The sequence below is a fragment of the Humiphilus diazotrophicus genome, assembly GCF_059726315.1.
Genome location: NZ_AP040870.1, coordinates 5,286,118 through 5,298,907, shown reverse-complemented (window position 1 = coordinate 5,298,907; position 12,790 = coordinate 5,286,118). Strand labels below are relative to the sequence as shown.

The following is a 12,790-nucleotide window of genomic DNA, read 5'->3' as shown; positions in this document are numbered from 1 at the left end:
CAGGGATCCGGAACTCATCCGGTTCAGGCGTTTTGCCGTTTCGCGTGTCTGCCAGGAGTATTCTGAGCGCCCCAATTGGGGAGAGAACCGGCTTAACAGCGCTAGTTTGCCCCAGCTGAACACAGCAGGTACAGAAACGGGTAAGATGAAGACAGAGTTACTGATCCGCACAACAAAGCCTGTAAGAAGGGCTGCGCGGTTTTCGCACGCCATGTCCAATTCATCAAAGTTTTATCTCACGACGCCGATTTATTACGTCAACGCACGCCCACACCTGGGCCACACCTATACGACGATCGTTGGCGATGCAATCATGCGCCGTAAGAAGGCTCTCGGGTTCGATACCCGGTTTTTGACCGGCACCGATGAGCACGGGCAAAAAATCGAGCGTTCTGCCAAGCTTGCCGAACGAACCCCACAGGAATTTGCCGACACCATCTCCGGCGAATTCCATACCCTCTGGGATCGGATGAAGATTGGTTACGACGACTACATCCGGACTACGGAATCACGGCATCGCCGCGGAGTGCAGAAGCTCTTTAGCCATCTGAAGGAGCAGGGCTACATCTACAAAGGAACCTACACTGGACAATATTGTGTCTCCTGCGAACTCTATGTAGATGCACCTCCGGGATCGCCCTGCCCGGATTGCGGACGTATTACCGAGACCGTCACGGAAGAGAACTATTTCTTCAAGCTTTCCGCCTTCGAGCGCAAACTGTTGGATCTCTATTGGGATCCGGAACGCGATGGCGACAATACCGACGGGAAGATCGTTATCCAGCCCATGGCCCGGCGGAACGAAGTCCTTTCTTTTGTGCGTGGTGGGCTTAAGGATCTCTCCGTCAGCCGGACTAGTTTCAGCTGGGGAATTCCGGTTCCCGGAGACGAGAAGCACGTCATCTATGTCTGGATGGATGCCCTCGCCAACTACATCACAGCGCTGGGCTACGGTAGCAATGCTCCCGAAGACAAGGCCCGCTTTGAGCGGTATTGGCCTGCAGACGTTCACTTGATCGGCAAAGAAATCAGCCGCTTCCACTGCGTCTACTGGCCTGCATTCCTGCTCGCCGCCGGACTCGCCCTGCCCAAAAGCATCGTTGCTCACGGCTGGCTGCTCTTCGAACAGAGCAAGATGTCCAAGTCCCGGGGCAATATCGTCCGGGCAGAAACCATTCTTGAGATTCTCGGAGCAGACGCTCTGCGCTACTTCTTGATGCGCGAAGTAGTTTTCGGCCAGGATGGCAGCTTCTCTTTCGACGCACTGGTTCAGCGTTATAACTCGGATTTGGCAAATGGTTACGGTAATCTCGCCAGCCGCACGCTGACGATGATTCAGAAGTATTTCGATGGCGTTGTTCCTGCTGCCTCCCCTACCGGGAATGAAGCTCTAGAAGCGGCGCTCAAGGAAATCGCACAGCACGCTGAGAGAGCAATTGGAGACTTTGCCAACGAATTCGAGAAGCTCAATTTCTCCCAGGCACTCGAAGCTCTGTGGAAACTAATCGCTACAGTCGATGGAACGATCACGGCTACCGCTCCCTGGAAACTGGGCGCAGCTAACGATGAAGCCTGCCGCAAGCAACTTGCAGCGATTCTTTATACCTGCGCTGAGGCATTACGCATCATCACAGCATTGGTATACCCGATCCTTCCTGAATCGGCAGCAAAGATATGGAAACAGCTAGGGTTAGGCGAAATCGAGAAGGCCGACCTGAAGAAAATTCAATGGGGCCAGCTTAAGCCGGAGACCAAACTTGACGAGATTGGTCCGGTCTTCCCCAGAGCAGAAAAGGACGCGATCCAACGTATGCAGGACCTCGAACAACAGAACAATGCCAATGCAGTCGCCAGTGTTGCAAACCAAGCGGCTACACCTGAAGTTCCGGCAGCGGCAGCACCAGCTGCTGAGGCAAAGCCGCAGGAGAAAGCGCCAGCAACAGAGGCGCCGGTTTCCGAGAAGATCACCATTGACGATTTCGCTAAGGTCGAACTGCGCGTAGCCCAAGTCAAGGTCGCAGAGCGCATCCCAAAAGCCGATAAGCTATTGCGCCTGGAAGTAGATCTGGGCTATGAGACACGCCAGATTCTGGCCGGTATTGCCGAAGCCTATGAACCGGAGTCCTTGATCGGACGCAAGGTCGTAATCGTCGCCAATCTGGCACCTCGCAAGCTGCGCGGCTATGAATCGAATGGCATGATTGTTGCTGCTTCCATAGGAGAAAAAGGCAAGCCCGTTCTGGCCAGCTTCCTGGAAGACGTCGAAATCGGTTCACGTCTGAAATAGAAATTGAGAATTGGGAGATGCCTCGTTGTTGATTGACTCTCATGCCCATCTGGACAGCCCACGTTATACCGAGGATCGCGAAGCAATGCTTATGCGGGCTTGGGAAACAGGTGTGCGTACAATCCTGTCCATCGGGATCGGAGAAGGTCCGGAAGAGATGCATCAGGCCCTTGAGATCAGCCGTGAGTTTGCAGGTAAGCCCGGAATCCCGCGGATTCTGGCTTCCGCAGGTGTGTATCCCCACGAAGGCGAGAAGGTGAACAAAGAAGCGCTTGATAAGCTCGATCGTCTTCTTTCCGAGCCTGAGGTCATTGCTTGTGGAGAAATTGGCCTTGATTACTTTCATCAAGGGACTCCGCACGACCTTCAGAAACGGGTTTTCTTGCAACAGATGGAGATCGCAGCCAAGAGGAAACGTCCGATCCTGATTCATTGCCGTCCATCCCAGGACAGCAACGACGCCTGGGAAGACACTCTGGCCTTACTGGAATCTGAATGGCGTCCTGCAGGACTCGGAGGCATTCTCCATTGCTTCAGCGGTAATTGGGAGCAGGCTCGTCGGGGCATGGATCTTGGATTTCTGGTTTCGTTTGCGGGGAATATTACCTTTCCCAAAGCGCAATCCATCCGCGATGTAGCAGCTAAAATTCCACTGGACAATATTGTCCTTGAGACCGATTCTCCATACCTGGCGCCCACTCCTTATCGGGGTAAGCGTAATGAACCGGCATGGGTCGCTGAGGTAGCGCGACAGATTGCAGAGGAGAAAGGTCTAGAGTTGGAAGTTGTGACTTCCACGACAACAAACAATTTCTTCCGGCTTTTTGATATCACGCCAGACGCAGCGATAGAGAGCGACCGTTCCCTCCTGGCGGACATCAAGAATGGGAAGTAGGAAATAAGAACAGGAAGCATGCGCTTCCAAAGGACAGAAGGCTAATGGCTCAGGACAATTCCTTTGATATTGTGAGCAAAGTAGATATTCAGGAAGTACGAAATGCCATCGATCAGGCGATAAAAGAGATCCGGGCTCGTTTCGATTTGAAAGATTCTCGTTCGGAAATCACAGTGGAAGGAAATGATGCTATCCAGCTTGCTTCGGCAGATGAATACAAGCTCAAAGCCGTAACTGAGATACTTGGGCAGAAGCTGGTCAAGCGAAACATTTCCCTAAAGGCTCTGACCTATGGCAAAGTAGAACCCGCATCAGGGCAGAGCGTAAGGCAAAAAATTACTCTTCAGCAGGGTATCCCTACTGAGAAGGCCAAAGAGATTGTGCGTATCGTGAAGGACTCGAAGAAAAAGGTACAAGCTTCGATTCAAGGAGATACGGTTCGAATTAGTAGCAAGGATCGCGATACTCTACAAGAGACCATCGCGTTGCTGAAGGGTCACGATTTCGGCATCGACATGCAGTTCACGAATTACCGCTCGAACTAGAACCTGGTAGTACGTAATACGAATTGAAGTTTCGCGAGACCGCTCGAAGTACAGGAGAAGAGTTGAGTACACTTGCAATAGCGACGGCAAAAGAGCTCTTTGACCTACTTCGAGACGACCTCGCAGCTGTCGAACGCGAACTTGGTCGCGACTCCATCTCCAAGGTCAACATCATTACCGATATCGCTGACTACCTCCGCCAGAGCGGAGGAAAGCGACTTCGTCCCTCTCTTTTGCTTCTCGCAGCCAAGGCACTTGGCTACCAGGGCTCCGGCGCTATCCGGTTAGGCGCCGTCGTCGAGCTTGTACATACCGCAACGCTCGTGCATGACGATATCATCGATGGTGCCGATACCCGTCGTGGACGTCCTTCAGCCAATACCACCTGGGGAAATGAAAAATGTGTACTGGCGGGCGATTGGCTCTACATGCAAGCCTTTCGCGTTGCACTGGAAGAACAGAATCTAAAGGTTCTGGACCTGCTCACATTGCTGACCCAGCAAATGGTGGAAGGCGAGTTACTGCAAATAGAAAAGCTAGGCCGGGCAGTAGTTGAAGCCGAATACTTCGATCTCATCTATCGCAAGACGGCTTGTTTGTTTGCTACCTCAATGAGGCTTGGCAGCGTGCTGACAAACTCCTCTGCCGACGTTGAAGAGTCCCTGGGTAGTTATGGCCGCAATATTGGACTGGCCTTCCAGATTGTCGACGACGTATTGGACCTGACCGCAACAGAAGAGATTCTAGGGAAGCCGGTAGCAAGCGACCTGCGTGAAGGGAAAGCGACTCTGCCGGTCATTCACTCCATGGAACATGGAACAGCTGCCGATCGCAAGGCCATCCAGAGGGTTCTCGATGACCGCAATTTCGAGAGGGTGAAACACGAGCAGATCGTTGAGATACTCACTCGCAATGGTTCGGTAGATTACGCAATGGCGGCAGCCTTCCGCTATGCCGAAGAGGCGCGCATCACGCTCTCTGTCTTACCTGATAACGAATTTCGCCGGGCTCTGCTTTGGGTGCCGGAGTTTGTAGTAGCTCGCGATAAGTAATCCGCTATAGCGATTCATTCTTCCGCACAGCTGCTCATGCTGCAAGCTGGGACTGATTCTGACGTGTCAGGAATTGGCGCATCAGATGAGCTACCCGCAGTCCATGCGTCTCCAGCAGCCAATGTCCTCCATCAAGAATGTGAACCTCTGCATCCGGTAGATCGCGTTTATAGGCTAACGCTGCTTCTGCAGAGTAATACTGATCATGTCTACCCCACAGGATGAGCGTCGGAGGCCGATGCTTGCGGAAAAATTCCTGAAAAGAGGGATACAGTTCAACATTACGACGATAGTCATGATGCAAATCCAGTAGCGCCTCAATCACCCCTGGACGACAGATCTGTATCCATGCCAATTCAATCGTTCCTGGATCGAGGAGTTCTACGATCTCGAATGGTAGCTGCTCTACGAACTCCTGTCGTATCCCTTCCCGGGTAAATAGCTTCCGTCGGAACTCTTCCCGTTTCGGAAGAGAAGAATCACGCCAATAGGCCTCTGCTGCTGACCAGATCGGGCTGCGGCCTTCCCGGTAATAGGCTTCGCTATTCTGCACGATTAAAGCGGCGAGCCGCTCCGGGAACCGCATTGCCAGGCGGAATCCTACCTGCGCTCCATAGTCATGTGCATAGAGGGCATAGCGCATCAACCCAAGAGCCTCGGTCAAGGCCTGGATCGTGTCGGCATAATGATCAAAGGTATAAGCGTACTGGCTCCGGGACGGGTGATCGCTAAAGCCAAAGCCCGGAAAATCCGGAGCTATCAGATGGTAGCGATCGGCCAACGCAACCAGCAAATGCCGGTACTGATGTGAGGAACAAGGGAAGCCATGCAAAAGCAGTATGCTCGGAGATTCCGGATTACCTGCTTCACGATAGAAAATCTGAGTACCAGAAATCTCAAGCTTACGATGCCTGACCTCCAGACGACCAAAGTCCATCGCTCTCCTCGCCGTCTCCTGGACCTGCAAAGAGACAGGTCATGAGGCTTTTCGAGTTCGATGTGACATCGAGGAAATGGGTTGACATCCCTAGTGGGAGCATCCTGTCCGAGGAAATACCTGAACCATCAATTCCTGGCAAGAGGCGAAAACTCCAACTCCAAACCTTGATCGTCAGGCAATACTGTCACTTTTACATCTTCTAGCGCTTCAATCACCCAATCTGCAGCCGAGAGTCTGTCGATGGAATGAGAAAAGGTCGTAGCCAGAACGCGGCTGCCAGCTGCCTTCCCCGCTCCGACACCTGAGGCTGCATCCTCAACTACGATGCAATCCTGAGGGGCAAACCCCAGTAATTCCGCGCCCTTGCGATAAGGCTCCGGATCGGGCTTGCCGTTTACAACATCGTCGCCAGTAATGATCTTCTCTGGAACAGGAACCTGCCCCGCCTCCAGACGAACCCGAGCCAAACGGTTCGTTGCCGAAGTCACGATAGTCCAATACTTCTCCGGAAGCGTAGTGAGGAGTTCTCGCACTCCACGGAGCGTCTCGATATCTTCGGTATCCGCAACCTCCGTATCCTCAATCCACTTGTGCTCGGGCCAGGGATCGAGATCGGGACGCAAAAACTGCACACTCTCAAAAGCACGCCGGCCATGAACAGCCTTAATGGCATATGCAGGATCCATTCCGTGCCGGATTGCCCACTTCGTCCAGGTTCTCTCTACCGATCCGATCGAACTGATCAAGACACCATCCATGTCAAAAAGCAGTCCGCGGCATTGGACGCGAACAAGAGGCAAACGATCGAGTAGCTGTGTCAGAACAGACTCCTTTTCTGCAATTTAAGTATTTAGATTCGACCTTCAGGAAGACCGGAGAGGGACATGCCGTAAAAGACTGCCCCTCTCATAGATTAGAGGAAGGATGCGATCCCTCCTAGTTGGACAAGGCAAAAGCCCGCGCAGCTTCCAGCAGTTTCTGTACCGATTCTTTAGAACAGGACTCGGAATAAATGCGCATCAGAGGCTCTGTTCCACTGGCACGCATCAGTAGCCAGGTCTCGGCAGCATTCGGTTTTGTCTTTGCCTCTGGATTCTCCAGGAAGAACTTCACCCCATCGAGGGTTTCAACACGAAGAACCTTCATCCCGGCCAATTCCGCTACTCCATTTCTGGCGCGGGCAATTGCAGCGTTCTTGATTGCATCCGGTATATGAAGATCGATACGGCCGTATTGATGCTCGCCATACTCCGCTTGCAAATCGGCCACAAGCTGCCCCAGCGTCTTGCCTTCTTCTGCCATCACATTGGCAATCAGCAATGCGTTCAGCAATCCGTCGCGTTCAGGGAGATGCCGCTGGAAACCAATTCCACCCGACTCTTCCCCGCCCATGAGGATTTCTTTCTCAAGCATCAGATCGCAAACATACTTAAAGCCGATTCCATGCTCATGCAGAGTACGGCCATACTTGGCGCAAATCCGATCCAGCATTTTGGTCGTATTGAAGGCGCGGGTTACATCTCCCGGCCACTTCTTCCGCTCAAGGACCCAACGAAGGAGCACGGAGAAGATCTTATGAGGATCGACAAAATTTCCATGCTCATCGACAGCACCGATACGATCCGCATCGCCATCTGTGCACAAGCCTGCCTGACATTTATTCGCAACCACAGTCTCGCCTAAGGCGCGAATGTGTGGCTCAATCGGTTCAGGATTTATCCCGGGAAAGAGCGGATTGAGCTCAGCCCTGATCTCAACGTGTTCAACACCGATAGAGCGGAAGATCTCGGCGAGAATGCCTCGACCTGAACCATACATACAGTCGATTCCAAACTTGAGTCCGGATTTCGCAATCAAATCCAGGTCTACAAACTTGCGGATAGCCTGCACATAGGGAGTAACAAAATCTTCTTCCGTAATGGAAGCGCGTTGCTCCGCGACCGGAGCCGCTTGCCCTAGATAGCTCTCGATTTCAGCAATGATCGAAGGTTTACCGGAACCGCCATACCAGGCTTTGTACTTTACCCCATTCCATTCACAGGGATTGTGACTGGAGGTAATCATTACTCCGCCAGCAGCTCCAAGATGCTTCACAGCAAAAGAAAGGGCTGGCGTCGGCGTAATCCGGTCGGAGAAACGAACTGGAATGCCGGTACCGGAGAGAACCTCTGCAACGGCCTGCGCGAAAGCTCGCGAGCCGAAGCGGGTATCGTAACCGATACAGACTCCTTTTTTCGGATCTTCTTTGCGGTGGATGTAATTTGCAATGGCGGCGGCAGCAATGCGTACATTTTCGAAGGTGAAATCATCGGCAATGACGCCACGCCAGCCGTCGGTACCAAACTTGATGACGGGATGTGACATGTAGTGAGGGCTTTCTCCTAATGAAAGCTGATCGAGCTGCGGCGGCAAAGATGCACAGCCTGTCACAAAGACAGGCCATCAAGTATCTCTATCGCAGGGGGCCACTGTAACCCGATCAAGCTTCCTTAAATCAACTCATGATGGCCAGACGCGGCAAGCTCTTTAACGACTTTGCCGACATCTTGCGCCTGGTTACGATTTGCAATGAGGATGGCATCCTCTGTCTCTACCACCACAAGATCTTCGACGCCGATAAGCGCGACGAACTTCTTGGGGCTAAATACGTAGTTGTTCGAGGCATTGAGGCTGATGTGCTCCACCGCATCGGTGACATTGCCGCTGTCGTCTCCACGAGCATCCAAGTGATACTCGTAAAGAGACGCCCAAGAACCAAGATCGTTCCAGCCAAATTCAGCCGGCACGCAAAAGAGCTTGGAACTGCTTTCTCCCTTGGCAGATCGTGGCTCCAGGATGGCGTAGTCCACCGAGATGTTTTCGCACTTTGGATAAAGCTCAGCGAAGACCTCTTTGAACTCTGGTGTACCGAAAGCTCCAGCTATCTCTTCGAGCAGAGGTGCCGTCTCGGAGAGGTGCTCACGTATGGCATTCGCCAAAGTCCGAGCAGACCACAGAAACATTCCACTGTTCCAGTAGTAATTCCCTGCACTTACGAACTCCTCTGCCTTCACCTGATTCGGTTTTTCGGTGAAACGACGAACCCGGAGAACACCGCCTTCCGTTGAAGCTCCGGTTTCTATATATCCGTAGCCTGTCTCCGGATGTTTGGGCTCAATTCCCAACACAACGATGTTTTCACCGGCTGCTGCCAGATCGATTCCGCGTTGAATTGCGCGCAGGAACCTCGGCTCGTCGCCAACAGCGTGATCGGACGGGAATATACCTAATACAGCATCTGGATTAATGCGTTCGATCAGAAATGCAGCTAGACCACAGGCCGGAGCCGTATTGCGTGCTGCCGGCTCACAGATGATCTGCTCACATGGGATCGTCGAAAGCTGCTCGCAGATCTCCGGCGCGAGCAGATCGTTAGTGAAGACCCAAATACTATCTAACGCAGCGAGGGGCTTCAAGCGCTCCACCGTCTGCTGAATCATGCTGCGGTCCCCGTCCAAAGCCAAAACCTGCTTTGCTCGAGCCTTACGACTGCGAGGCCAAAAACGAGTACCACTTCCCCCGGCCAAAATAATAGGGCGGAAGTCCACGGATTTTTGCATAGCTATCTTCCCTCAATGCTACCGGATGCTGGAGTCTTGCGGGAAGCGAAGCCTTTCACAGCAATTGCCGGTAATCGGGAGCGGTTTGGAATACGCTCCCTTCCCAGGCTATTCACCTAGCTTGGCGAAAAAGTCTTTCATACGACGGGTACCTTCGTCGATATTTTCTGGGGTAACAGGGTAAGAAAGTCGAATATGCTCCGAAGTTCCAAAGGCCTCCCCGGGAACTGCCACTACGTGAGCCTCGTGTAACAAGCGGGTTGCCAGCTCTGTCGCAGTCCGAATCCCCTTGCCCAGAAATGCCGAAATATTGGGATAAACGTAGAACGCCCCTTCGGGTTTCGTGCAGGTAACCCCTGGAATTTCCGCCAACCGCTTCAGCATATGATCCCGCAGCTTTATAAATTCCGAGCGAAATTCGGCAACACATTCCTGGGAACCGGAAAGAGCTGCAATTGCCGCCTTCTGAACAAAAGAAGTTGTGTTGGAGGTGGATTGGCTCTGCAGCTTGCTCATATTTGCAATCACAGGCTTGGGGCCGAGCGCAAAACCTGCTCTCCAGCCGGTCATAGAGTAGGTCTTGGAAAGCGACCCGAGCACGATGACGTGCTCCTTGGCAAAGGTATAGCTACCACCGGAAACCGGCTTCCCCGCATAGTTCAAGTAGACATAGCATTCATCGAGCAGCAGGTAGATTCCGCGCTCATGGGCGAGGTTGACGATACGCTCCAGATCTCCTGCAGAAACTACCGACCCCGCTGGATTCGATGGAGAATTCAGAATAATCGCCTTCGTTTTGGGGGTGATTGCCTTCTCGATGGCGTCAGCTGTGATCCGGAAATTCTCAGACTCATTCGTGGGCAGAAAAACAACCTTGCCACCGGCATACCGAATGATGTCCTTAAAGCTCACCCAATACGGAACGGGCAGAATCACCTCGTCCCCGTGATCGATCAATACCTGTAAGGCGTTGAAAAGAGCCAGCTTACCACCAGTAGTGAAGACAGCTTCGTCTACAGCATAATCCGAGCCGAAATCAGCCGAATGGCGATCCACAATGGCCTTGCGCACATCCGGGATACCTGCAACCACGGTATAGCGGGTGAAATTGGCTTCTATGGCAGCAATTGCGGCGTCCTTAATATGACGGGGCGTGGGGAAATGAGGTTCACCGGCACCGAAATCAACCAAATTGACGCCTTGGCCGCGCAGTTTGGCGGCTTCGGCAGCAACAGCCATGGTGGCAGAGACCTCAATGCGACCGATGCGATCGGCAAAAACCTTGCGAGCTGCAGAGACAGTCATACACTTATCTTTGCAGATTTTTGCCCTTGCAGGAAACCCCGTGCCAGCCTATGCCGCTCAACTTCATGGCAATTGACTGCTGCTCCGGAGGGTCATACCCATTCTAAAAAGGATGATGAGGGAACCTGGTTATTGGGAAGAAATACGCTTTCGCAATCGAGCAAGAACAACGGAAGGGACAAGACCCTCTATCGATCCACCGCTGCTGAAAACGTCCTTCACAAGGCGAGAACTAACGAAAGAATACCGGCCAGCTGGCTGAAGAAATACCGTCTCTAGTTCGGGAGCCAGACGCCGGTTCATCAAAGCCATCTGAAACTCGTACTCATAGTCCGAAATGGCGCGGATTCCACGTAAGACAGCCTGAACACCCTGCTGGCGGGCAAAATCAACCATCAATCCACCGAAGGTCGCGACCGTGACATTTCCAAAAGCAACCGTCGCCTCCCGCAACATCTCCACCCTCTCGTCCACCGAAAACAGAGGCTGCTTTTGAGGGTTGTTGAGAATGGCTACGACCAGATGATCGAAGAGTCGCGCACCACGAGCAATAAGATCGAGGTGACCATTAGTTGGAGGATCAAAACTGCCCGGATAAATAGCTTTAACGCTCACGGCTAAAGGGATTGTACTCGAATAGGGCTCAAGTTTTGAAAAGGGGTCTCATATAGAGGACGGGCAAAACGAATGATTCATGCCAGCACATACGTTACCTGCGTCGACAGGATATCCGATGTCTAGACCTAAGCGGAAAATGTTCTAGGAGGCGTCTCTACGCAAATACACTGCTGAATCATCTTTCAGAATTTGCTGCGCTGCTCGCAACCCGGAGCGCAGGGCACCATGAACAGTTCCCCAATGACCCGAGACGTCAGTATGCTCTCCGGCAAAAAATAACGTCTGCTCCACACCCTCGGTAAGAGCTAGGGCCGATGGCATCGCGCCTTTAGGAACGTAGCTATACGCCCCGTAACTGTAAGGATCGGTCTGCCAATTATGGGTGTGCCAGCTTTGAATCTGACTTTCAAGAGCTTGCGTAGTCAAATCAAAAATCTTCGCTAGAGTTGAAAGACTCTTTCGCATCAAGGCTTCATCCGTCGCAATCGATGAATCTAACGCAGCAGGGCCCCCAATCCACCCTGTCAACATCGGAGTCGTGTCTGGGAAAGAAGTCCACCATGTTCCGGGGATTTCGTTATCGACCAGGAGAAAACCGGCACGGGGATATCTTGCCGACCAGAACCGTTCCTGAAAAACAAAAATGATCTTTCTTACCGCTCCCATTCGCAGATGGGATATAGCTGAAAATCGATCTTTAGGAACAGGGTCAAAACGGATCTCATTTTTCTGAAGAACGCCTAGCGGGACAGAGACGATACATTGTTCAGCTTCAAAATGGAGAACTGCTTTGTTGGCACCATACAGGGCTTTCGCCTGCACCGATCCAGGCCTCCAATGGATCGCTTGAGCCACGGTTGAGAGAAATAGCTCTCCCTGAGCTTCCACTAAACGCTGCAATAGATATTCAGGAAGAGAGGCATACCCCTTCTCCAGGCGAAAAAGGCGTCCGCCCTCGATTGCGTCCTCTTCTCTTTGCTGCTCTGCCAGAAAAGCCGTACCCACAATATCTGCGTCGGCGGCATTGAAGCCTTCCACGTAATCAATCGCCTGCTTCACAAGCTCCGAAGAGAACTCCCTGCCTGCAATCCATTCTCGAAAACTCCAATCACCAGCCGAAGGCAACTGCTTTAGCACCTCTGATACTTGGCCCTGGACGCAGGACTTTTGCCTTCCTTCAGCAAGGCAAATATCATCACCGTCCAACTCAAAAGCAGAGTTTCTCGTTTCACTGATGAGCTGAATCAATTCGAGAGGTTGTCCGTGCACGAACTCCGCACCTAGTTCAACGGCTAGATCGGAACCACATACTTCCAGGGAAGAGATACGCCCGCCTATTCGAGGACGTGCCTCCAGCACGACAACATGCTTGCCTGCCTTTGCAAGTGCATAGGCAGCACTTAAGCCTGCAATACCTGCACCTATCACTAATACATCGCACGAGTGCTTGGCCATGGAAATATCCCGCTCCTCACGAAACCATGCTTAAGCAAGATGAGATGCATATTTATATCGGCAACTCATGCAAATTGCTTTAGGCAAAGACACT

General features: G+C 52.4%; 11 protein-coding genes. 4 read left to right on the top strand and 7 right to left on the bottom strand.

Features of this window, described 5'->3' with window-relative positions:
• Positions 1–145 precede the first annotated feature (145 nt).
• From metG to AC6I7T_RS21915, 4 genes are all read left to right on the top strand, one after another.
• Positions 146–2,287, top strand: coding sequence for a methionine--tRNA ligase (gene metG, locus AC6I7T_RS21930; RefSeq protein ID WP_497789805.1), 2,142 nt, complete (start codon positions 146–148; stop codon positions 2,285–2,287).
• 25 nt (positions 2,288–2,312) lie between these two features.
• The gene (locus AC6I7T_RS21925) at positions 2,313–3,182 is read left to right on the top strand and encodes a TatD family hydrolase (protein ID WP_497789804.1); all 870 of its coding nucleotides are present in this window, start codon (positions 2,313–2,315) and stop codon (positions 3,180–3,182) included.
• Positions 3,183–3,226: 44 nt separating this feature from the next.
• Positions 3,227–3,727 carry a YajQ family cyclic di-GMP-binding protein gene (locus AC6I7T_RS21920; protein WP_497789803.1) on the top strand — a complete coding sequence of 167 codons (501 nt, stop codon included), beginning with the start codon at positions 3,227–3,229 and terminating at the stop codon, positions 3,725–3,727.
• Positions 3,728–3,789: 62 nt separating this feature from the next.
• The gene (locus AC6I7T_RS21915; protein ID WP_497789802.1) at positions 3,790–4,779 is read left to right on the top strand and encodes a polyprenyl synthetase family protein; all 990 of its coding nucleotides are present in this window, start codon (positions 3,790–3,792) and stop codon (positions 4,777–4,779) included.
• 34 nt (positions 4,780–4,813) lie between these two features.
• On the opposite strand, the gene AC6I7T_RS21910 is transcribed toward AC6I7T_RS21915, so the two are convergent.
• From AC6I7T_RS21910 to AC6I7T_RS21880, 7 genes are all read right to left on the bottom strand, one after another.
• Positions 4,814–5,716, bottom strand: coding sequence for an alpha/beta fold hydrolase (locus tag AC6I7T_RS21910; protein ID WP_497789801.1), 903 nt, complete (start codon positions 5,714–5,716; stop codon positions 4,814–4,816).
• A gap of 128 nt (positions 5,717–5,844) precedes the next feature.
• Positions 5,845–6,519 carry an HAD-IA family hydrolase gene (locus AC6I7T_RS21905; RefSeq protein WP_497789800.1) on the bottom strand — a complete coding sequence of 225 codons (675 nt, stop codon included), beginning with the start codon at positions 6,517–6,519 and terminating at the stop codon, positions 5,845–5,847.
• A gap of 136 nt (positions 6,520–6,655) precedes the next feature.
• Positions 6,656–8,083 carry a phosphoglucomutase/phosphomannomutase family protein gene (locus tag AC6I7T_RS21900; protein WP_497789799.1) on the bottom strand — a complete coding sequence of 476 codons (1,428 nt, stop codon included), beginning with the start codon at positions 8,081–8,083 and terminating at the stop codon, positions 6,656–6,658.
• Positions 8,084–8,208: 125 nt separating this feature from the next.
• Positions 8,209–9,318, bottom strand: a complete 1,110-nt coding sequence (locus AC6I7T_RS21895; RefSeq protein WP_497789798.1) for a mannose-1-phosphate guanylyltransferase — start codon at positions 9,316–9,318, stop codon at positions 8,209–8,211.
• A gap of 108 nt (positions 9,319–9,426) precedes the next feature.
• Positions 9,427–10,623 (bottom strand): pyridoxal phosphate-dependent aminotransferase, encoded by a 1,197-nt coding sequence (locus AC6I7T_RS21890; RefSeq protein ID WP_497789797.1) that lies wholly within the window; start codon positions 10,621–10,623, stop codon positions 9,427–9,429.
• Positions 10,624–10,752: 129 nt separating this feature from the next.
• On the bottom strand, positions 10,753–11,238 hold the full coding sequence (gene coaD, locus AC6I7T_RS21885) for a pantetheine-phosphate adenylyltransferase (protein WP_497789796.1): 486 nt from the start codon (positions 11,236–11,238) through the stop codon (positions 10,753–10,755).
• A gap of 144 nt (positions 11,239–11,382) precedes the next feature.
• Positions 11,383–12,696: a flavin monoamine oxidase family protein gene (locus tag AC6I7T_RS21880; protein WP_497789794.1), complete on the bottom strand. Its 1,314-nt coding sequence runs from the start codon at positions 12,694–12,696 to the stop codon at positions 11,383–11,385.
• Positions 12,697–12,790 lie beyond the last annotated feature (94 nt).

Excerpts from the sequence above, each read along its gene's own strand:
- AC6I7T_RS21890 (WP_497789797.1), bottom strand. The coding sequence starts at position 10,623 with ATGACTGTCTCTGCAGCTCGCAAGGTTTTTGCCGATCGCATCGGTCGC.
- AC6I7T_RS21910 (WP_497789801.1), bottom strand. The coding sequence starts at position 5,716 with ATGGACTTTGGTCGTCTGGAGGTCAGGCATCGTAAGCTTGAGATTTCT.
- AC6I7T_RS21920 (WP_497789803.1), top strand. The coding sequence starts at position 3,227 with ATGGCTCAGGACAATTCCTTTGATATTGTGAGCAAAGTAGATATTCAG.
- AC6I7T_RS21895 (WP_497789798.1), bottom strand. The coding sequence starts at position 9,318 with ATGCAAAAATCCGTGGACTTCCGCCCTATTATTTTGGCCGGGGGAAGT.
- AC6I7T_RS21880 (WP_497789794.1), bottom strand. The coding sequence starts at position 12,696 with ATGGCCAAGCACTCGTGCGATGTATTAGTGATAGGTGCAGGTATTGCA.
- metG (WP_497789805.1), top strand. The coding sequence starts at position 146 with ATGAAGACAGAGTTACTGATCCGCACAACAAAGCCTGTAAGAAGGGCT.
- AC6I7T_RS21900 (WP_497789799.1), bottom strand. The coding sequence starts at position 8,083 with ATGTCACATCCCGTCATCAAGTTTGGTACCGACGGCTGGCGTGGCGTC.